The organism is Acinetobacter sp. YH01007 (genome assembly GCF_013420425.1).
GTDB lineage: Bacteria > Pseudomonadota > Gammaproteobacteria > Pseudomonadales > Moraxellaceae > Acinetobacter > Acinetobacter towneri.
The window spans coordinates 36964-57645 of the sequence record NZ_VOYC01000013.1; the positions used below are offsets into that span (position 1 = coordinate 36964).

Genomic DNA, 20682 nt, shown 5'->3' on the forward strand with positions numbered 1-20682 from the left:
ATATCGCTATGTCTGTAAAAGCTCGAATGGGGGAACAGACCCGTTCGAAGATTTTAAGCAATCAGGAAGCCTCAGAAAAACTTTTAAAAACAACTGAGTGTGATCTTGAAAACCGACAAGCAATTGAAAAAGCATTGCAGCACCCTGCTGCGCAACTCCCGCCGCAATTTGAAACACATTTTTATCAACACCAGAATTTACATCAGCGTCGTTATTTACGCCAAGTCAATTACATTGGGCAAATGACGTTCCTGCTGTATTTCTTTATCGATTATTTCATCATTCCAGATGTCACTACACTCTCGGCCACACTCCGTCTCAGTGCTGTTGTATTGGCGCTGATTGGCAATTATTTCTGCTTTAAATTGATCAAAGATATTCGCCTGCTAGATTTAATTTTACCGGTCAGCGCCACACTGTGCTGCGGTATTTGGTTCTATATCCTGTCGCAATCACAAAGCCCTTGGATTTCCACTTATGTGTATGCCTCGGTCATTTTTGTGCTCATGGCGAACCTATGTATTCAAGTGCGTTTCCGCCCTGCGGTCTACAATTCATTGGTCATGAGCGTACTCATGTTTTTGGGGGTGATTTCCCTCACCAATTTGCAGGATGCCTTAGTTTTTATGGTGGTGTATATCCCTGTATGTTTGTTGAGTTTGTATATCAGTTGGATCAACACCCTAAATGCCCGCCATCACTTTTTACGCAGTTTGCTGGATGACTGGAATTTTCATACCTTGCAAGCCTTGGCACACACCGATGAACTGACCCAACTCAATAACCGACGTCAGTTTGTACACATGGCAGAACACAAAATTCATGCATGGCCTAAATCTGAATCGGTCTGCTTACTAATGTTTGATGTCGACTTTTTTAAACAAATTAACGATACCTATGGGCACGATATTGGAGATCGGGTCTTACAAAATATTGCAGACATTGCTCGTAAAGAAATGCGCCGCAAGGATATTTTGGCACGCTTTGGCGGTGAAGAGTTTATCGCTCTGCTTAGTGAAACCAGCTTAGATGAAGCACTGATGATTTCAGAACGCTTAAGACAAAAAATTGCTCAGCATGAAATGTGCATTGATAAAAAATGTTTTAATTTCACTGTCTCCATTGGAGTATCCAGTTTAAAACCACAACAAACCGACTTACAGACCCTAATTAAAGAAGCCGATTTGGCCTTATACCAAGCCAAACAACGTGGACGAAATTGTGTCATCAGTTTTGATGTGGGGATGCCTGAGCCCCCTAAATCTACGGTAAAAAAAGAAATTAAATCTTGGATTGTTTAGCAGGCATAAAAAAGAGTGATTTATAGAAAATAATTATTTTGACAGATATAGTCAAACATATACAATTTAGGTATTAAATTTTAAAAAAACTTGCAATGAAATACTTGACTGAAAGCTTAAAGAAAGTAGAGCAAGACCTTGCTTATTTTGTATCCCCTGAAAATAAAGATGGGTTTATTAAGGAATTTGCATCATGGGTCTATGGTGAGTGGTCAAAGAATGATTTCTATGAAACCGATATTGTAGATTTAGGCTATGATTGTTCTTCGTACCCTGAAAAAACAAATCAATCACTCTCCGATAAATGCCCCACCTATGCTGATTTTATTAATGCAAATACAGGCTTTTCTGAATGTACTCACGTTTCAGGACAAGGTATGCGCTGTCAAGAATATGAGGAAAAATTATTAGAGATTTTTGGTGATGCTTGCGCTAAAAAACTAGATGATTTAGTAGAGCCATATCAACTAGAAGTGCCTGAAAAATACAAAAAATTTGCAGAAAATATTAGTGAACTAATTTTCCTTGAAGTTGTTGATCATCATGAGGATTCAGAACTTTATGAGGTTTGTGACGATATTTTATTAAAATATAATCAGCTAGGAGTCGCATCATCCCCTTATACATGCCCTATCTGTGGATGGGATGAAGACAATGATCTAGCCATATATTGTGATGAATCCATATTTAAAGACTATACACTTGAGGATTTCAAGAAGTTAGCGGAGATTGATTAATGTATTCTCCTGCTAAATTCGGTGAAATGATTGGGAAGTCGGTTAAAACTCTACAAAGATGGGATGCCGAAGGTATTTTGGTTGCATGTCGAAATCCTAAAAATCGCAGATACTACACGCACGATCAATACCTTGAATATATCGGTATAAAAGCAACGGAAGCTAAATCATCAGTAATTGTTTATTCAAGGGTATCTAGTGTTGCTCAAAAGCCCGATTTAGCTAATCAGGTGTCAGCTTTAGAAACTTTTTGTACTGTAAATGGCTATGCTGTTGATGATTGGGTGTCAGAGGTTGGAAGTGGTTTGAATTATAAAAGAAAGAAATTCAATCAGCTTTTTCTTGATATTGAAATGGGTAAAGTTTCAATGCTTGTCATCGCTCACAAAGACCGTTTGGTGCGTTTTGGTTTTGAGTGGTTTGAATCTTTTGCTGAAAGACATGGTTGTAAAGTTATTATTATGAATCAAGAATCTCTTTCCCCAACGGAAGAAGTAACACAAGACTTGTTAGCGATTATTCATTGTTTTTCCTCTCGACTTTACGGATTAAGAAAATACAAAGAAAAAGTTAAAGAATTAGTGAACATCAAGGAATAACTTTTGAAACTAACACGCATCCACCATTGTAAAAACTTGAATGTGCAAAAGTACAAACAGCTTGAGAAACAAGCTGTTTTACTTGGTCGTATTCGTAGCGAGGTGTGGGCTAAATATGGTGCTATTTCAGGTTTGAATATCAGTGACAGAGCTATTCGTGATGCGTGGATGAAAGAAAGTCGTGACTTTGGTGTTTCTGCAAATGCGTGGAAAGAAACGCTACGTGATTGCGTAGGTGATATTAAAGCCTATCGAGAAGCATCAAAAGACAAAGTAAAGCAGGCGATCCGAAAACGCACCTCCTGTAATAATGAACAAAAAAGACTATACACCTTGCTTAAAAAAGATGAATGGATGACTGATAATTTCCTCCATCGTCAAATGCGTAATCACTTTAGGCATGGTGTTAATCACACACATAATCAAATTATTGTTCGTGCGGATATGTGTAAAACCTTTGAGTTAAATGGTCAATGTTGGCTTAAAGTACCAAGCCTTATCCCTCGACAAACCATTAAAATCCCATTAAATACGACTGTTGATTTTGCACCGCAAGGCACATTAAGAATTATTCTAAAAAATGGCAATATTGAAGTTCATTCAACCTATGATGCAGTTGAAACACAAGATTGTGGTCAGGAAACAGTAGGTGTTGATAAAGGGTACTCAGAAGCTTTTGTGGACTCTGATGGCGATGTATATGGGAGTGGTCTAGGCAAGCTGATCTCAAGTGAATCAGATTATTTAAATCAAAAGTACAAGCACAGAAACAAGCTCAGAGCGATTGCTAAAGCTAAACCACACAAGAAACAGAAAATTGAGTTAAATAATCTAGGTCGAAAAAAAACTAGATAAGCGACAAGATACTCAAAAAGCAAAGCTCAAAACATTAATATTTACAGCAACTCACAAGTTGGTTGATAAAGCCAAAGTGATTGTTGCGGAAGATTTAACATCCCCAATTCAAAGTAAACGCAACTATGGCAAAAACACCAATAGACGCTTAAATACATGGGCTAAAGGTTTGTTAGCTAATGCCCTAACTTCTATATCTCACCGTAGAGGTTCTACGGTGCATCTAGTCAATTCTGCATATACTTCGCAAAGTGATTCTTTCTTGCATGGCCTTTTAATAGGTACACGTAAGGGAGATCGTTTTCACCGTTTCAATGGGGAAGTTGTGCAAGCTGATTGGAATGCTGCGAGAAACGTGCTTGCAAGATTAAACGACAATGAGATAAGTCGTTATACGCCTTACAAAACTGTAAAGCGTATATTGCAAGAACGGACTGACCGCTACAAGTCGGAACTGACCGACTCAGGCTCTAGTTACACGCTTGGCAACAAGACATTAACAGAGTGCGAATTAGTCCTTGACTATGTTTGACTACATTTTAAGGAACAGCACATGGAGTGCTCTTTTTTTATGTGCAAGAGGAAAGCTAGCTGCCGCAAGCATCTTGCACCCATTTTAAAAGCCGTGCTTTAAAATGGGCTCATGTCGTAAAACTGGCAAGCAGCAGTGCTGCTTGAAACCCCGACTGCCGCGCACATAGCGCTTGGCGTAATTCAGGCACGAAGCAATGCTTCGCGAAATCCCTGAATTACTCCCATTCAATGGTTGCAGGTGGTTTAGATGATACGTCATAAACCACACGTGAAACCTCTGCAATTTCATTCATGATGCGCGTTGAAATACGGTCAACCAAATCATACGGCAAGTGTGCGAAACGTGCAGTCATAAAGTCCACTGTTTCTACGGCACGTAGTGCGATTACCCATGCATAACGACGGCCATCACCTACGACACCAACTGATTTTACAGGTTGGAATACTGCAAATGCTTGAGCTGTTTTGTCATACCAGCCACTTGCACGTAATTCCTGCATGAAAATATCATCAGCTAGACGTAAAATGTCTGCATATTCTTTTTTCACTTCACCCAAAATACGCACGCCCAAACCTGGACCTGGGAATGGATGGCGGTAAATCATGCTGTGTGGCAAGCCTAAAGTGGTGCCAAGTTTACGAACTTCATCTTTAAACAAGTCACGTAATGGTTCAACCAATTCAAAAGCTAAATCTTCTGGTAAACCACCCACGTTGTGGTGTGATTTAATCACATGCGCTTTGCCTTGTTTGCTGGCTGCAGATTCAATCACGTCTGGGTAAATCGTACCTTGTGCCAAGAATTTCACGCCATCCAGCTTACGTGCTTCTTCGGCAAAAACTTCAATAAATTCACGACCAATGATTTTACGTTTTTTCTCTGGATCAACTTCGCCAGCCAATGCACCCAAGAAACGCTGTTCAGCGTCGGCACGAATCACGCGAATCCCCATGTTTTCTGCAAACATTTGCATCACTTGATCGCCTTCGTTCAAGCGCAACAAACCATTGTCTACAAATACACACGTTAATTGATCGCCAATGGCTTTATGCAACAATGCCGCAACCACAGAAGAATCCACACCGCCCGACAAACCAAGCAATACTTTTTCATCGCCAATTTGCTGACGTAATTGCTCTACGCGCAGGTCGATGATGTGTTCTGGTGTCCATAAACCGCGACATCCACAAATTTGATGGACGAAGTTAGACAATAACTCTGCACCTTTTGCAGTGTGTGTCACTTCTGGGTGGAACTGAATCCCATAGAAACGGCGAGTTTCATCAGAAATCATTGCCACTGGGCAGCTTGGCGTGCTTGCAGTAATTTGGAAGCCTTCTGGAATACGTGCCACTTTATCGCCATGGCTCATCCAAACGTGCAATTGGTTTTCACGGTCTTGCAAGTTACCAATCAGTTTGTCACGTACCAAAATATCGACTTCGGCATAACCGAATTCATGCACTGTACCCGCTTCAACTTTACCGCCCAATTGTTCTGACATGGTCTGTAAACCATAGCAGATACCCAGTACAGGTACGCCTAAGTTAAATACAATTTCAGGTGCGCGTGGACTACCCGCTTGGTGAACACTTTCAGGTCCACCCGATAAGATAATACCGTTTGGATTAAATGCACGAATGTCTTCTTCCGACATATCGTAGGCATACATTTCAGAATATACGCCCGCTTCACGAACACGACGTGCGATCAGCTGGCTATATTGCGAACCGAAATCCAGAATCAGGATACGATCTTCAGTAATTTGAGTATTGGTAGTCATGACAAACAACTATAGAAAGGCAAACGAATTAAGCGCGCTATTCTAGCATTTTTCCACGCCTTGCGCACACTATTCAGACAATCCTAAAAATGGCTATTTTTCTTCGTGATATTGCAGTGACCACATACTCTAAGTTTTAAAAGACTATGCATTTTCTATGGCATAAAAAAAGCAACCTTCTTGAAGATTGCTTAAATTGTTGAGCTGATGTGGAAATCAATGACTTACTTTTTTGCTTCCAAAAGATGGTCTAGACTTATTTTGCCTGCACCGTAAAGCATGATGTAGAAGAAACCGCCAGCCAAACCAATATTTTTCATAAAATTCAGCGCATCTTCTGGTGCAGCATGGAATAAAAATGCAGTTAAAAGACTAAAAACACCTAAACCCAAACCCACGACACGTGCTTGTAAACCGAATAGAATTGCCAAACCACCACCAAGTTCTAGCAAAATCACCAAAGGTAGCAATGAACCTGAAACACCCATAGCTTGCATATAGCCCACTGTTGCATCATAGCCTGCAATTTTTCCCCAACCAGATACAATAAATAAATACGCTAAAAAAGCACGTGCAAATAAACTTACAATGGCTTGCACACTTGCTTTTTCGACCACACTTTTTAACACAACATTTGGATTAAACATCAGATCACCTATATTTTTGATTCATTCTTGAAGACAAATACATCTTAGTTTTTTCAAAATTCAGGATAAATACGCATTTAAAAGACATGTTGTTGCATCTATGCAACGAAAAAGAACCGATGTGGCTGGTCTAGCATCCCTAAAATCACTGTGAAAATTATTTACCTTTTCATACTGACTTTCCGCCTGTGGACTGCTAGGATTTGAGCACACTTTCGCTTGTTTTTTCCCATGGAACTGATTGATTTTATATTACACGTCGATGAACATTTGCTCGAATTCATCACCCAATATGGGGTATGGATTTACGCTATTTTATTCCTGATTATTTTTGTAGAAACGGGCTTGGTGGTCATGCCGTTTTTACCTGGCGATAGTTTACTGTTCGCGGCAGGCGCATTGGCTGCATCGACAGGAGTGATGGATCCGTGGATTTTGGGTATTTTATTGTTTACTGCTGCGGTACTCGGTGACACCCTGAATTACCACATTGGTAAATATATTGGTCCACGGGTTTTTGAACTGGAATCACGTTTTATCAATAAAAAACATTTGATCGAAACCCAGAAGTTTTTTGAGCGACACGGCGGAAAAACCATTATTTTTGCGCGTTTTGTGCCTTTTGCGCGTACCTTTGCGCCCTTCGTGGCGGGTGCAGGCAGCATGAATTATAAATACTTCCTGACCTATAACGTGATTGGCGCTTTTTGCTGGATCGCGTCGTTTATTACACTCGGTTATTTGTTTGGCAATATGCCAATAGTGAAAGACAATTTCACCCATTTAATTTTCGGCATTATTATTTTAAGTGTCTTGCCTGGAGTGATTGGTTTTATTCGCCAAAAACTCAAGAAAAAACCTGCTTAATTTGTGTAATTCTTTGGGCATGCCTGTTACAGCGCTGCCCTCATACATTCAAAACAGGTGAGATGATTGCTCAACTCACCAAAAGTCTCTAAATCTTTAGAAAAAACGTGCCACCACAGGCAGCATACACACCACCAACAGCAAAGCCGAGCCTTTATATAACAGATCTGCCGTCACTTTATTGGTTTCTCGCGCCAAAACTGCTCGCCCAAAAGACATCCAAAATAACGCTGTTGGCAATAAAATCAGACCAAATAAGACATAGACCATAGCAAAGTTGGTCGGGTTATCCCACGTTTCTGTAGGAAAAATACCTGCAGCAAATAACAAGGCTTTTGGGTTTTTAAAAGTCGAAAAAAATAATTGTGCAGGGCGAATGGCAGAGTGTTTTTGACAATGTTGCTCTAAATGTGACTGCTTCCATAAATGAAAAGCCATCCAAAACACATAGCCTGCGCTTAAAACATGCAGTATATCAATTAAATAAGGCCAAATTGGCGCACTCAAATGAATGAATAACGCCCACAGACTAATGGCATACATATAACCAAAAAACTCTGCGGGAATCAGCAGACTGGTTTTGGCAATGCCTTGTTGGTGGGCTGAGCTTGCCAATAGCGCATTGGTCGGGCCAGGAATCATCAAGACCGCAATCATTGCTAGGACAAAGAGCCAACTTTCAATCATAAACACCAGAGCATGCAAATCAAAAATAGGAGCACACCTTATATGAAAGCCATTGAAAATGACAAGTTTTTCTATCTGGCAGGACTGACCCAAGGGTGTAAATAGAACAGAAAATAAAATTAAGTTTTTGTTTTTAAAATATTAGATTGAGATCAACCTTGAATTATCTTGCTACATTTTTTAAGCAATGGTGCTGCACAAATGGCAGCACCATAGACAAAATATTCGCAAATCCTAAAATTTAAGATGTTACAGGTTTGGGCTTAACAATAATCGGGCAAGCTTTAAATTTTGCTGCTTGCACAATGGCTTCTTGCTCACCTAAAAGACGTGCCAATTCTGTTCTTTTGGTATTGGATGACTGTCCCATATTGACAGAAACACTCGGTGCAACGCCCCAACCGCCACGGCTGCCCCAACCACCGCCTAAACCGATACCCACACCAACACCTGTACGTTTCGGTGCTTCAACACCGCTTTCAATATATTGCTGAATACGGTTATATTCGCTTTGTAATTGTTGGCAATTCAAAGCCTGATAATGTGTAGGCGACACATAGCTAGGTTTCACTGTGGTCGCACAAGCCCCTAGCAATAAACTACTTGCCGCGACAAGACCAATTGCAAATGTTTTCATGTCTACCTCTGTATCACGCTTGCTCAATTTCATTGAACAATGATTGATAGGCCTGCGTCAATTTATGATCTGTTGCCAAATGAATTAATGGCAAATTTTTATGATGTGATTCTTTCATCAACACCGAAGGCGGCAACATGCTATTCAAAACAGGTAAACCTTCATCTTTAAGTTGCTGCACCACTTCACGCGGTAACTTGGCCTGTGCTTGATATTGATTCACCACAATGCCTTCAATTTGCAAGTTTGCATTGTGGTCATCCTGAGTTTCCAACACATTTTCAATCAAACTTTGCAAAGCACGTTTAGAAAAGACATCGCAGTCAAATGGAATGAGCACCCGATCTGCAGCAATTAATGCCGACAAGGTAAAGAAGTTAAATGCAGGCGGGGTATCAATAAACACGCGGTCATATTGATCGGACAATTGTTGCAAGGCATCGCGCAGTTTGTAAATTTTATGTTTCGATTCAAGTGCGTGTGCCAAACCGCCCAATTGCGGACTCGCAGGGATTACATCCAAATTTTTAAATGGCGATTGATGCACATAGGCTTCTAAACCTTTGCTGCGGTTTTTTAAAATTGAGCCTAAAGCATTGCCTAATAAGCCTTTGGATTGATTTGCACCCAACACTTCTTCAAAGTAATTTTCGATGTTGGGTTCAAGCGCAGGCTTGTCGGCAGAATAAGTGGCATCATCACCCAATAAATATTGGCTGGAGTTGGCTTGCGGGTCGAGGTCAATCACCAATGTTTTTAAACCCTGATGCGCACTGATTGCAGCCAAATTGACGGTAATACTGGATTTTCCAACACCACCTTTCTGATTAAACACCACACGTGTGCGCATTGCCGCCCCTCTTTTCAATTTTTGTTGTGACATCATTTCAGTTTAACTGAGCTGTAAATATTCTTGCCGAATTATGTCTAACAATTCGCCAGTGCTCAAATATGTAGCCAATCTTTTGCCGATATTTACATATATTCAATGCCCGTGAGTTTGCAGCCACGAGCAACATCTACAATAAGACCTGCTGACTTAGCCGAAGCTTGGCTTTAACATCACCAAACCTAAAATGGCAAAAAATGCGACTAAAGCTAAGCCCCAACCGACACGGCGTTGAATCAACAAAATACTGTCATCTTTTTTATACGCTTTGATTAAAGATGACAGCATCACCAAAAATAAAATAATTTTGGCATAAAACCATGTTTCGACTTGAAAGTCTTTTAAAAACAAAGCAATGACACCTGTCACTACAATCAACGTCAGTGCTGAATGTTGCAATGCCACAAAGACTGTCCACGCTTTAGGATTAGGCGAGTTATTTTGTGTGCCCTTAAACAAAGTCATGGCACGTACAAACAGCACCAAAAATAATAAAGCCGCTGCAGCAACGTGAATGGTATTCAGCATTCCTAAATTTTCCATTTATTTCAATCCATTACGATGTTTTTGGTGCGTGGGCGCATTCTGGACTGCTGGTGTCTTGTCCCTGCCATTCAGATGCAACAAAGGCATGAATTGCCAATGCATGAATTTTACTTGGGGCGAGTAAGTCACCCACAGCAGCATAAATTTTTTGATGACGTTGTACGGCGCGTAGCCCCTGAAAATCTTCACTCACCATCACCACTTTAAAATGCGACTCTTTACCCGGGAAATAACCGCCATGTCCTGCAGATTCGTTCACCACCTCTAAATGGCTTGGATTGAAAACGGCTAAGCGTTGTAGCAACTGTTGTTCTAAGCTCATGCTTGTATTTCCCCGAATGGTTTTAAAAGCTCTCTGAAGTATAACGTGTTCTGTGTGATTCGCAGCATCTTGCCGTGAGGATTCTTCGATTTACGATTCGCACCACTTTTCGTTATGAAATTTAGGCTGATGACTGCTGTTTTTTCTAAAAATGTTGTTTATTTATTCAGTCAGTACAACGATATGCAAAAAATGATTGACCCTATTTTTGCATCATGTATTATACACCGCATGCGGGAATAGCTCAGTTGGTAGAGCACAACCTTGCCAAGGTTGGGGTCGCGAGTTCGAGTCTCGTTTCCCGCTCCAGAATTTCAAAAGCCTCAGTCGAAAGATTGAGGCTTTTTTTGTTGATTTTATTCAATATTTTTCTTCATAAGAGATCTTTATTCTAAAAAAAGTAAGTTTACAAAAGTGCTATATCAAAATTGTGAACAAAAAACCGTGTAGATGATGCTCCAGAGTATCAATCATACAAGATAAAAAAAACTCCAAAACAAAAGATAGTATTAGCTACTACTAAGTGGCTTATGTTAAACAAGATCAGCTTGCCTAGATCCTAAATATTGATGCCGCGGAGCCTGTTAATAATTTCTGTCATTGCTTCTTAATAAAAAAGCAACTAATATGCTTCTTACACCACCAAAAAGCAATAAATATGTCTACACTAAATAAGTCTTTACTTCAGCAAATCAAAAAAAGACGAACCCAATTGGGCTTAAAGCAAGTTGATATGCAATCCCGTACAGGCATTTCAAGACAGCAATACCAAAAGCTGGAAAGTCAGGGTAACCCTCGATTAGAGACCTTAGAAATTATCGCGGCAGGATTAAATGCTCAACTGATGCTCATCCCTGATGATAAGGTTCATTTGATTAGACAATTATTGAATGATGAAATTGAAGTCACTATTGAAGATCAGGATGACTTAATGACTAACCCATGGAAGGGTCTTCTCGGAGGAGAGGAACCATGAATACTGTTGCCGTCCTGAAATTAACATTACATCACGCTGTCGTTGGATACTTGGCAGGATTTCAGAGCGGAAAAAATATTCTGGTTTTTACAGATTCTTTCCGCTCTGATCAGCAACGCCCGACCTTGAGCCTGCTGACTTCCCCCTTGTATCCTCAAGTGGATAAGATTTTAGAAAAGACCTATGTTACACATCAGCGTTTACACCCCTTGCTATCAAATCTGCTACCAGAAGGTGCATTACGCGAACTCATAGCACAAAGCCTCAAAATACATATAGACAATGAATTTCAGTTATTGGCAGCTTTAGGTCATGATTTACCTGGGGCACTGATTGCGACTCCATTAGATCCAGAAGAAATCCCAGATGGAATAAAATTTAAGCTTCAGATCTCGAATCCAGATCAGATATTAAAACAAGAGATTCGGACAAATAATAAGTTTTCCTTGGCTGGCGTCCAAATGAAGTTTTCCATGAAAGCCAAAGATGGGCGTTTTACATTAGCACAGGCAACGGAATCCAGCCTACTCGGTGATTGGATTGTCAAAACTCCTTCTACCAGACATGCTTTTGTTCCGCTGAATGAATACTCTATGATGATCCTTGCCAAAATGGTCGGAATAGATATCCCAGAGATTCGTTTGGTAGATATGGCACTCTTACAAGACCTTCCACCATTAAATCTACCCCAAGAGCAATATGCTTTTGCAATTAAGAGATTCGATAGGCAGAGTACTGCTAATACTACAGAGCTTATTCATATTGAAGATTTTGCTCAGATCTTTGGTTCATATCCACACCAGAAATACAGCACCACAAATTATGAGCAGATCGGTAAGATCATTTATCACTATTCAGATAACAAAATTTTTGATATTCAGCAATTTGCCAGCCGTTTACTCGTCAATATTTTACTCGCCAATGGAGAGGCACACTTAAAGAACTGGAGTATGATTTATCACGATAAAACAACGCCAAGATTATCCCCTGCATACGATATATTGATGACAAGTGTATATATTGAAAATGAGCGTCATTTCGCCTTAAATCTTGCCAAAAATAAAGATTGGTATTTAGCTGAGATGAAACACTTTGAACAATGGGCTGAAAAAGTCGGTGTTCCATGGCGTGTTATTGAAAAACAACTTCACGCGATCATGGACAAAGCACGGTCGGTATGGCCAGTGCTATTACTAGACTTACCTATGATTTCTGTTCATAAAGAAAAATTAAGAGAACATTGGAAAAAATTGCATCCGGACTTTCAGATACTTACAGATGATTAGGGTAATCTGAAACCAAACTAAAATTTCTCAAACAAGTTCATCACGTCATTTTCCGTCAGTTTCGCTTCGCCTTCATGATCTGTACTTAGAATAGAGTGTGCCAGTTCTGCTTTATTTTGCTGTAAAGCAAGAATTTTTTCTTCTATGCTTTTATTAGTAATCAGCTTATAGACAAATACCGGCTTGTCCTGTCCAATCCGCCATGCACGATCTGAAGCTTGATCTTCAGCAGCAGGGTTCCACCATGGATCATAGTGAATGACCGTATCTGCGGCAGTTAGATTCAGACCGACCCCTCCTGCTTTCAGACTGATTAAAAATACCGGCACTTGTCCAGACTGAAATGCTGTAATGACTTCATCTCGCTTTTTGGTCTTTCCAGTCAGCTTCACATAGCCAATTTCTGCGTGATGGAGCTGTTGCTCAATCAGTTCCAACATTGAGGTAAACTGAGAGAAGATCAGAATTTTTCGCCCCTCCTCCACCATTGGAACGACCATATCCATCAACTGTTCAAGTTTGGCAGAGTGTGCCTGCCCGGTTTTCACTGAATCCAGCTTTAGTAAGCTAGGATGGCAGCACACCTGACGTAGCTTCAGTAAGGCATCTAAAATTTGAATTTGACTACGTTTAAAGCCTTTTTCTGCCACAATTTTCTGAATATTTTCCTGCATCGTGGCACGAACAGCCTCATATAACTTGGATTGCTGGTCATTCATATCAATATTGACTTCAATCGTAGTTTTTTCTGGCAATTCTTTGGCTACGTCAGTTTTCAAGCGACGTAAAATGAAGGGCTTAATCCGGTTGACCAGCTTTTGCCTTAACTGCTGATCACCGCGTTTTTCAATCGGATGACGGTACTTTTTATTAAAAATTTCTTGTGAATATAAAAATCCTGGCATCAGGAAATAAAATAGTGCCCACAGTTCACCCAAATGATTTTCCATCGGGGTACCTGTTAGACACAAACGATGTCGTGCTTTTAATTGGCGTACTACCTGTGCAGCTTTGGCACGCGGATTTTTGATATTCTGCGCCTCATCCAAAATGAGTTGATGATATTCATATTGCTTTAGTTGTTCTTCATCTCTCGCTAGAAGCGGATAGGTGGTTAACACAATATCATAGTGCGGAATCTGCTCAAAATTCTGATGGCGGTCGGGCCCCTGTAGCAGCAATACCTTGAGCTCAGGGGTAAATTTCTCCGCTTCTTTGAACCAGTTATGCATCAGCGATGTGGGTGCAACAATTAAGGCGGGACTGTCCTGCAAATATCCAGCCTGCTTTTCCATGAGTAAATGGGCTAAAGTTTGTGCTGTTTTCCCCAAGCCCATATCATCTGCCAGAATCCCGCCATGCTGGGTTTCCCTTAAAAACTGTAACCAGCCTAAGCCCTGCTGCTGGTATGGACGCAACTCCCCCTGAAAACCTTGTGGTGTCGGCAGTTGTTGCTGATAGCCTTGTTTGAATTTCTGTACAAATTGCTGCAGGCGATCACTGACCTGCCATGTCATCCCAAGATTATGCTGCAATTCTAATAATTGACTCGCATCATAGCGATCAATACTGCGCTCTTCTTGCTGTAAAATGCTCTGCAGATGTAACAATACCGGCTTAATATCCCTAGCGGATAGAGCCAAATCAGGTTGATCAACTGCAGTTTTCACGGTGAAAATTTGACTGTCATGCAGATGAATAAACGTCCGCGGATCAAGTAAATCAGGATTTACTCGCACCAAAGCTACGAGCGCATCAAGCAAATTATAAGAATTACCTGCACTGTCTTGAACCGTCGCCCCGATATTGAACCAGTCCTGCTGACCTTCAGATTCAGTGATAGAAATATTTAAATTTTCGACATATTGCAGGTTAAAGGGGCTGTTTTCCAGATGCTCTATCTGCCAGCCCATCAACTCAATTTGATTGATGGGCATCAGCTGTTTAATCCAATCTCCATAGAAAGCAAAAACCATAGAATCAAGATGTTGTTTATCCAGTTTTAATTGCTGGTCATAACTAAGATCTTTCACCCACTTCAGTGATTCGACCAATAGCTGTAAACGCTGGATTGACTGTTGTTCCTGAACGAAGTCCCGAAGCTGTCGTACCATTTTGTCATGCTGCTCACCAATAAAACTGTCGCCTGATGTACCTGCTTTTATTCTTCCGCCTGCATAGGAGAATTCAATTTCAGCACAAACATACTCTTCCCATTTCCAATCAAATTTATCTAAAACACCGAAGCGTAAAATTGGCTGGGGACTACCCTCAAGGACATCAATATGCTGAATAGACTCGGGCTGAGGCAGATTTTGCACGTCTGAATATTGATGAGTCAGTTTTTCAAACTCTGGCAAGAGCGTAGCTGGAAGATCAGGCATCTGTAAAAAATGGTACAGAAGATTTGCCGTATATTCACCATATAACTGGCCCACCGTGTTTTGTTGAATATCCACATAACATGGTGGCTGGCTCGCGAGAATCTGGATATGTGGATTTGATTTTAAATCGAGTCGAATATCGCCATTGACCAATTCAATGTTTAAATGCTCCGTCTGTTTGTTGACACCTTGTTCCCAGATCAATTCGATGTGATAGCCTTGTTCTGACCATTGAAGTGCAACATGGCCTTTTTTTTGCCAGTACACATCGCCGCTTTGAATAAAAGATTTGAAATGCTCCAATAAAATTCCGGAGATATCAAGATTGCTTTGATAAAAACGTTCGTCGCTGTTTATTTTGGCGTAATAATAAATCTGGTTAAATAATTGTCGTTTTTGTTCAGGTAAAGTCAGATGCTTTCTGGTGATATTTTCATATTGGGTATAATAACTTTCCCCCGCAATTGAGCCGTTTTTATTGCGTCTGGCCTTCTGAACATCAACTGTCAATTTCTTTAAGCTGACCGACTGATCTAGCAGGTAAATTAAATAATTGTTTGTTTTGACAGATTGCTCAGGTTCAGTCTGTTGTAAATACCGTTTAAAATCATTCAACCAGCGCTGTGCCTGATCATCCCCACGTTGGCGTTTTGCGATTCCCTGCGGGGATTGAGAGTCAGCATAACGCTGCTGAAATTCCTGGCGATATTCCTGAAAGAATAACCGCGCTAAAGCAGCAGCATGTTTACAGTTATATCCAACCGGACAAGTGCAGTCGTCATCGATTAAATGGTCTTTTTGGGCATTATAGGTAATTGCAGTATCGTAATAATCTGTCCCTTCAATTTGGGCATACATCGTAACCCCGTCTTTTTCCTCAAAGAACTCAATCGTTTCCCTATCAATGTGTTTAGCATAGCTCAGACTGCGCTGAAGAGTTGCAGTACTAAAGCGAGATAGAAAATTGATCAATGAGGACATAATTACCAGACACTAAAAATGTTTATACAATTATAACGGACAAAGGTATCATTTCAGAATAGTAGCCGAACGGCCCAACCTGAGCATAACTTGGATTCACTCAAAAGGAATATTGTAAATAAAGACTACTTTTTGCATAAACATTCAAAGCCAAACCTCAATATGTCTACATCATCACAGCATGCATTTCCCACACATATTGACTGCGCATCAATTGCTTTAATTGTTTAAGGTCTTGATATTTTTCCAGTATCTCTTGCGCTCGAGCTAATTTTTGTTGAACATGTCGATAGTCTTGCTCATATTTTCGATACAAATCCTGCACTTTAATTTTACGGTTAGAATATAAAAACTGACTCCAATTAAAAGAGTAAATAATGTCATCCACTTGCATTTGCAAAGTTTCTAACTGTTCTTCTAAAAGCAGGTTATACGCTTTTAATTGTTGATTGGCGAAAGACAAATTATGCTGCTGACCCAACTGAATTTGCAAATTTAACAATGTCAATAAATCATTGGCTTCATAAGCCTGATTGGCTTGCTGCATCAATACGGTTTTTTCTTGTTTTTTCTGCTCATCTTGCTCACGATCTGGGTGAATCCACGCTGTAATTTTTAAGTAAATCGCTTTAATGGACTGATTTGCTAGTTTCTTGGCTTCTTCACGCTGTTGCTGTTTTTTTGCTGCTTTGGCTTTTTCACGGGCAATTTGCTGTTCGGCAAAAGCTTTTTGCGCACTACTCAACTGACTTAAAAAATCCAGCTCCTCTTGTTCTTGCATTTTTTGTTCAAATTTTTTTATAAAGTCATCTAAATCTAATGGATCATGCTGAAAATCAAAAAAATCTAGATCTAGGTCATATTCTTCACAAAGAAAATGCTTCAAACTTTCTAGCTTGAGCTGTGCCAAGCGCTCTTGTTCAGACTCATCATGTTCAAAACTATTTTGTTCACATTGTTCAACATTTTCGTCTTCTGACTCTGTTGCTGTTTTAGCTTCAGATCTTAAATCCACATCATCTGTGTCTAGCAATTCAATATGATGCCCATAACTGTTCAGCAATTCTGTTAAAAACTGAACTTGTTCGGTAGACATCTGCTGCGAATCCAAAAGTTGTAAACTGAGTTGCTCAATTTTTTGATCCAGCTTAGTTTGCTGGGCTGCCGTCACTTTTTGTTGTTTTTGCTGAAGCAATTGTTGAATTTGCTGAAATATAACTTCACGCAATTGCGCATAAGTCGGTAAAATTTCACGGCTGGCACGTGCCTGAATATCGGCTTGTGCGGTCTGCCATTCATTCAAACGTAGCTGTTCCTGCTCAATTTTTTGGCATAATTTCTGAAATTTTTTCTGTGGCGCAGAAAGTTTCTGCTCTGGCTCTAAAGTACTTTTCTGTAATTCCATCTTCAATCATATCGAACACATAAGTCTGAGCCGTATTTTAACCAACTTCTTACTCAAGAAAAAACACCCTTGCCCATCACCACATCTTTTCTCATCCATAGTCTTTGATCTGAAACATCTTCAAGCAATTCATCTTCTATTCTGTACAGCACATTGCACATAGTTCGATTATCATAGGCAGCAATACTATTTTTCCAAATATTCAGGACAATACATGAGCGCACTCACCTGTTTTAAAGCCTATGACATTCGCGGAAAACTGGGCACAGAACTCAATGAAGAGATTGCCTATAAAATTGGTCGTGCTTACGGACAAATTTACCAACCTAAAACCGTTGTAATTGGCTGCGATATTCGCCTTAGCAGCGAAGGCTTAAAGCAAGCCACCATTCGTGGTTTAAATGATGCAGGGGTCAATGTGTTAGATCTTGGTATGACAGGCACAGAAGAAGTCTATTTCGCGGCTTTTCATTTAGATGTGCAAGGTGGCATTGAAGTAACTGCTAGCCACAACCCAATGGACTATAACGGCATGAAGTTGGTACGTGAAAATGCGCGTCCTATTAGTGCCGATACCGGCCTAAAAGACATTCAGGCTTTGGCAGAATCAGGCGAATTCACCCCTGTTGAACACAAAGGTAGCACTCAAAGCTACAATATTTTGCCTGAATTTATCGAACATTTAATGACGTATATCGAGCCTAGCAAAATTCGCCCAATGAAACTGGTCATGAATGCAGGTAATGGCGCTGCAGGGCATGTAGTTGATGCGATTGAGCAAAAATTCAAAGCCCTGAATATCCCTGTTGAGTTTGTCAAAATTCACAATGATGCCGATGGCACCTTCCCCAATGGTATCCCGAATCCAATTTTAGTGGAAAACCGTGATAGCACCCGAAATGCCGTATTAGAGCATCAAGCTGATATGGGCATTGCGTGGGATGGTGACTTTGACCGCTGTTTCTTGTTCGATGAAAAAGGCCAGTTTATTGAAGGCTATTATATTGTCGGCTTATTGGCGCAGGCGTTTTTACTGAAACAAGCAGGCGAAAAAATCGTGCATGACCCGCGTTTGGTCTGGAATACCTTTGATGTAGTCGCGCAATATCAGGGTGAAGCGATTCAATCTAAATCTGGGCATGCTTTTATTAAAGATGTAATGCGTGAACACAATGCTGTTTACGGCGGTGAAATGAGTGCACACCACTATTTCCGTGATTTCGCATATTGTGACAGCGGTATGATTCCATGGTTATTGGCGGTTTCGGTATTGTCTGAAACAGGACAATCGCTATCGAGTCTGGTCGAAGAAATGATTGCCAAGTTTCCATGTTCGGGCGAAATTAACTTTAAAGTGGCCGATACTCAAGCCACCATCCAAAAAATCTTTAAACATTATGCCAGCCAAAACCCAACGATTGATCAAACCGATGGCGTGAGTCTTGACTTTGGGGCATGGCGTTTTAATGTGCGTGCGTCAAATACTGAGCCATTATTGCGCTTAAATATTGAAAGCCGTCGTGATCAAAACCCACGCCCAATGCAGGACTATGTGGATGAATTAACGCAGTTGATTCAAGGTTAAATTGTTCTGCATGCTAATAAAAAACCATTCAACTTATCATATAGGTTGAATGGTTTTATTTTTAGCTGAATTTCCGATGGGTTCTCTAAAAACGGACAGCTTATTAAAATAATGAGCGATCCAATGGAATTTCAACCCCTAAAGACACGCCGCTATCTCCACCATACACGTCAGAGTCACTGACCCAACCACTTAATTTCAACGGCGTATTCGGACGAAGATAATGTGTCCACGTTAAATCCAGAGCTTTGATTTCATCTTTTTCTGGAAAAGCATGATTGATTTCAAGTCCTGACTGATTCACTTTTGCCAACAAGATGCGACCATTTAAACGATTCATTTTATCGAAACGAATATCCCCACCTAAACTATACATCTGACCATCACCGCCCATAGCGTGAGCTAAAGGGAATCCATGCTGGTAGTAACCATATGTATAATTATGATGATTATATGAATAACCCCAAACATCACCATTGGTACGTGTATCTGCCCATTCAGTATAAAGCTGGAACGGCATATTCTTCACTTGTGAAGAATAATCGAGTCCTGCCAAATACATTTTCCGAGATGGCAGTAAACCTGATTCATCTTCACCGACAAACTGCCCATACAAACCCAATGGAACTTTAAACCATTGTTGTAGATTTAAACGCGCATCTAGGCCTGCAATTTGGTTTGAGGCATTCCCCTCTCCAGTACACCCACTATCATCACATTCGTTATCTTTACCAATAAAAGCATTCCAATAGGCTTTGAAACTATCAGGTTGACCTTGACCATCTATTTGGAATGTACGTGATGCACCCAATTCAAGATAAGGTAAAGGTTGGGCTGTTAAACGCATTCCCAAGAGATTTGTATTTGGCACGGCCTCATAATCATCTAATCGACCAGCAAAAACTTGATACTGCCAAGGGCCAAGCCAAGACAGCCATTTCGTTTCAAAGGCCTTTTGCTCAGCGCGTTGCATTGTAAAACCGTATACTGGACGACTCGCATCCCCTCGGATTAGACTACCATCATGCCCAGGTCCCCAATAGGTTGGAATTTGTCCTGCAATCAACCATTGATTCCACAACTTTCCAGCTAAATATGACCCTTCAACATTCACATCATGCCCATTATCAATAATAGGATCTTTTTCAGCATTAATACGCAGTCTTGCATCCCATTGCGCCCCACCAGCATTGAACTCAACAGCCGCTTGATATTGTGATTTTTGTTCATCTGCAAAATGTTGCGGTACATTTTGGGGATCAGATTCAGCATATAAACTGGCTTTGGCCGTTGTATTTTCCGCACTTAAAGCAGCTTGCACGGAATCCAAGACTTGCTGCTGAACTTGATTATCAATCTTTGCATTAGATAAAGCACGTTGTATTTCATCACCACTTAAAGGCCATGTAGACGTGCTAATTTGAATCACACCTTGTTGATTTAACCAATTTAAATCAGTTCGTAAGCCTTCATTATTTAAAAAAATTCCTTGTGCAATTGCTGGCAAAGAAAGTGCAGATAAAACCGCAAGTGACAAAAATCTAATACTTTGATATCTCATAAATATTCTTCATCTAAGTTCATTTTTAAAAAACATCATAGCGGTGTTTTTTAAAATAAGGGAATAAATACATGATTGTTTGCATAATCCATACACAAT

19 protein-coding genes and 1 tRNA gene are annotated in these 20682 nt (G+C 40.3%); 10 read left to right on the forward strand and 10 right to left on the reverse strand.

From position 1 onward, the window contains the following. The first annotated feature begins 8 nt into the window (after window positions 1-8). From FTT74_RS07825 to FTT74_RS13905, 5 genes are all read left to right on the forward strand, one after another. On the forward strand, window positions 9-1301 hold the full coding sequence (locus FTT74_RS07825) for a GGDEF domain-containing protein (RefSeq protein WP_004970230.1): 1293 nt from the start codon (window positions 9-11) through the stop codon (window positions 1299-1301). Window positions 1302-1396: 95 nt separating this feature from the next. Continuing rightward, complete coding sequence (locus tag FTT74_RS07830; protein ID WP_096902615.1) at window positions 1397-2038, forward strand: hypothetical protein; 642 nt, start codon at window positions 1397-1399, stop codon at window positions 2036-2038. Then, window positions 2038-2637 (forward strand): IS607 family transposase, encoded by a 600-nt coding sequence (locus FTT74_RS07835; protein WP_016659757.1) that lies wholly within the window; start codon window positions 2038-2040, stop codon window positions 2635-2637. The genes FTT74_RS07830 and FTT74_RS07835 overlap by 1 nt, the downstream gene beginning before the upstream one ends. A gap of 3 nt (window positions 2638-2640) precedes the next feature. Next, the gene (locus tag FTT74_RS13900; RefSeq protein ID WP_257221835.1) at window positions 2641-3492 is read left to right on the forward strand and encodes a hypothetical protein; all 852 of its coding nucleotides are present in this window, start codon (window positions 2641-2643) and stop codon (window positions 3490-3492) included. Between the two features lie 58 nt (window positions 3493-3550). Beyond that, window positions 3551-4024 carry an IS200/IS605 family accessory protein TnpB-related protein gene (locus FTT74_RS13905; protein ID WP_257221837.1) on the forward strand — a complete coding sequence of 158 codons (474 nt, stop codon included), beginning with the start codon at window positions 3551-3553 and terminating at the stop codon, window positions 4022-4024. Between the two features lie 217 nt (window positions 4025-4241). Here FTT74_RS13905 and guaA read toward each other — a convergent pair whose 3' ends face one another. Both guaA and FTT74_RS07850 read right to left on the reverse strand, forming a co-directional pair. After that, window positions 4242-5810: a glutamine-hydrolyzing GMP synthase gene (gene guaA, locus FTT74_RS07845; protein WP_131261279.1), complete on the reverse strand. Its 1569-nt coding sequence runs from the start codon at window positions 5808-5810 to the stop codon at window positions 4242-4244. 224 nt (window positions 5811-6034) lie between these two features. Further along, a complete protein-coding gene (locus tag FTT74_RS07850; protein WP_004970234.1) occupies window positions 6035-6457 on the reverse strand; it encodes a DoxX family protein in 423 nt (140 codons plus the stop codon). Between the two features lie 231 nt (window positions 6458-6688). Between FTT74_RS07850 and FTT74_RS07855 the strand changes: the two genes are divergently transcribed. Further along, window positions 6689-7324: a DedA family protein gene (locus FTT74_RS07855; RefSeq protein ID WP_004970236.1), complete on the forward strand. Its 636-nt coding sequence runs from the start codon at window positions 6689-6691 to the stop codon at window positions 7322-7324. A 96-nt stretch (window positions 7325-7420) separates the two neighbouring features. Here the strand turns inward: FTT74_RS07855 and FTT74_RS07860 are convergent, their stop codons facing one another. The 5 genes from FTT74_RS07860 to FTT74_RS07880 form a co-directional block, all read right to left on the reverse strand. Continuing rightward, complete coding sequence (locus FTT74_RS07860) at window positions 7421-8011, reverse strand: LysE family translocator (RefSeq protein WP_004970239.1); 591 nt, start codon at window positions 8009-8011, stop codon at window positions 7421-7423. Window positions 8012-8252: 241 nt separating this feature from the next. After that, on the reverse strand, window positions 8253-8648 hold the full coding sequence (locus tag FTT74_RS07865) for a hypothetical protein (RefSeq protein WP_004970241.1): 396 nt from the start codon (window positions 8646-8648) through the stop codon (window positions 8253-8255). Window positions 8649-8661: 13 nt separating this feature from the next. Then, complete coding sequence (locus FTT74_RS07870) at window positions 8662-9498, reverse strand: ParA family protein (protein WP_070155018.1); 837 nt, start codon at window positions 9496-9498, stop codon at window positions 8662-8664. 189 nt (window positions 9499-9687) lie between these two features. Next, window positions 9688-10080 carry a SirB2 family protein gene (locus FTT74_RS07875; RefSeq protein WP_004970245.1) on the reverse strand — a complete coding sequence of 131 codons (393 nt, stop codon included), beginning with the start codon at window positions 10078-10080 and terminating at the stop codon, window positions 9688-9690. A 13-nt stretch (window positions 10081-10093) separates the two neighbouring features. Further along, window positions 10094-10405 carry a BolA family transcriptional regulator gene (locus FTT74_RS07880; RefSeq protein ID WP_096902208.1) on the reverse strand — a complete coding sequence of 104 codons (312 nt, stop codon included), beginning with the start codon at window positions 10403-10405 and terminating at the stop codon, window positions 10094-10096. Window positions 10406-10638: 233 nt separating this feature from the next. On the opposite strand from FTT74_RS07880, the gene FTT74_RS07885 reads away from it, so the two are divergent. The 3 genes from FTT74_RS07885 (at window position 10639) to FTT74_RS07895 (ending at window position 12667) form a co-directional block, all read left to right on the forward strand. Further along, a tRNA-Gly gene (locus FTT74_RS07885) sits at window positions 10639-10714 on the forward strand. Between the two features lie 349 nt (window positions 10715-11063). After that, the gene (locus FTT74_RS07890) at window positions 11064-11381 is read left to right on the forward strand and encodes a helix-turn-helix domain-containing protein (protein WP_179988839.1); all 318 of its coding nucleotides are present in this window, start codon (window positions 11064-11066) and stop codon (window positions 11379-11381) included. Continuing rightward, window positions 11378-12667 (forward strand): type II toxin-antitoxin system HipA family toxin, encoded by a 1290-nt coding sequence (locus FTT74_RS07895; RefSeq protein WP_179988840.1) that lies wholly within the window; start codon window positions 11378-11380, stop codon window positions 12665-12667. The genes FTT74_RS07890 and FTT74_RS07895 overlap by 4 nt, the downstream gene beginning before the upstream one ends. A gap of 17 nt (window positions 12668-12684) precedes the next feature. Here FTT74_RS07895 and FTT74_RS07900 read toward each other — a convergent pair whose 3' ends face one another. Then, complete coding sequence (locus FTT74_RS07900; protein ID WP_179988841.1) at window positions 12685-16032, reverse strand: DEAD/DEAH box helicase; 3348 nt, start codon at window positions 16030-16032, stop codon at window positions 12685-12687. 166 nt (window positions 16033-16198) lie between these two features. Then, window positions 16199-17437, reverse strand: coding sequence for a hypothetical protein (locus FTT74_RS07905; protein ID WP_131261285.1), 1239 nt, complete (start codon window positions 17435-17437; stop codon window positions 16199-16201). 214 nt (window positions 17438-17651) lie between these two features. On the opposite strand from FTT74_RS07905, the gene FTT74_RS07910 reads away from it, so the two are divergent. Further along, entirely contained in the window at window positions 17652-19022 is a 1371-nt protein-coding gene (locus tag FTT74_RS07910; protein ID WP_179988842.1) for a phosphomannomutase CpsG, read from the forward strand. Window positions 19023-19125: 103 nt separating this feature from the next. Here FTT74_RS07910 and FTT74_RS07915 read toward each other — a convergent pair whose 3' ends face one another. Next, window positions 19126-20589, reverse strand: coding sequence for a capsule assembly Wzi family protein (locus FTT74_RS07915; protein WP_179988885.1), 1464 nt, complete (start codon window positions 20587-20589; stop codon window positions 19126-19128). Between the last annotated feature and the right edge of the window lie 93 nt (window positions 20590-20682).

Bases quoted from the DNA above. Each gene is read 5' to 3' on its own strand.
- FTT74_RS07865 (WP_004970241.1), bottom strand. From the start codon at position 8,648: ATGAAAACATTTGCAATTGGTCTTGTCGCGGCAAGTAGTTTATTGCTA.
- FTT74_RS07905 (WP_131261285.1), bottom strand. From the start codon at position 17,437: ATGGAATTACAGAAAAGTACTTTAGAGCCAGAGCAGAAACTTTCTGCG.
- FTT74_RS07900 (WP_179988841.1), bottom strand. From the start codon at position 16,032: ATGTCCTCATTGATCAATTTTCTATCTCGCTTTAGTACTGCAACTCTT.
- FTT74_RS07880 (WP_096902208.1), bottom strand. From the start codon at position 10,405: ATGAGCTTAGAACAACAGTTGCTACAACGCTTAGCCGTTTTCAATCCA.
- FTT74_RS07830 (WP_096902615.1), top strand. From the start codon at position 1,397: ATGAAATACTTGACTGAAAGCTTAAAGAAAGTAGAGCAAGACCTTGCT.
- FTT74_RS07850 (WP_004970234.1), bottom strand. From the start codon at position 6,457: ATGTTTAATCCAAATGTTGTGTTAAAAAGTGTGGTCGAAAAAGCAAGT.
- FTT74_RS07860 (WP_004970239.1), bottom strand. From the start codon at position 8,011: ATGATTGAAAGTTGGCTCTTTGTCCTAGCAATGATTGCGGTCTTGATG.
- FTT74_RS07890 (WP_179988839.1), top strand. From the start codon at position 11,064: ATGTCTACACTAAATAAGTCTTTACTTCAGCAAATCAAAAAAAGACGA.
- guaA (WP_131261279.1), bottom strand. From the start codon at position 5,810: ATGACTACCAATACTCAAATTACTGAAGATCGTATCCTGATTCTGGAT.
- FTT74_RS07870 (WP_070155018.1), bottom strand. From the start codon at position 9,498: ATGCGCACACGTGTGGTGTTTAATCAGAAAGGTGGTGTTGGAAAATCC.
- FTT74_RS07855 (WP_004970236.1), top strand. From the start codon at position 6,689: ATGGAACTGATTGATTTTATATTACACGTCGATGAACATTTGCTCGAA.
- FTT74_RS07835 (WP_016659757.1), top strand. From the start codon at position 2,038: ATGTATTCTCCTGCTAAATTCGGTGAAATGATTGGGAAGTCGGTTAAA.
- FTT74_RS07895 (WP_179988840.1), top strand. From the start codon at position 11,378: ATGAATACTGTTGCCGTCCTGAAATTAACATTACATCACGCTGTCGTT.
- FTT74_RS07910 (WP_179988842.1), top strand. From the start codon at position 17,652: ATGAGCGCACTCACCTGTTTTAAAGCCTATGACATTCGCGGAAAACTG.
- FTT74_RS07875 (WP_004970245.1), bottom strand. From the start codon at position 10,080: ATGGAAAATTTAGGAATGCTGAATACCATTCACGTTGCTGCAGCGGCT.
- FTT74_RS07825 (WP_004970230.1), top strand. From the start codon at position 9: ATGTCTGTAAAAGCTCGAATGGGGGAACAGACCCGTTCGAAGATTTTA.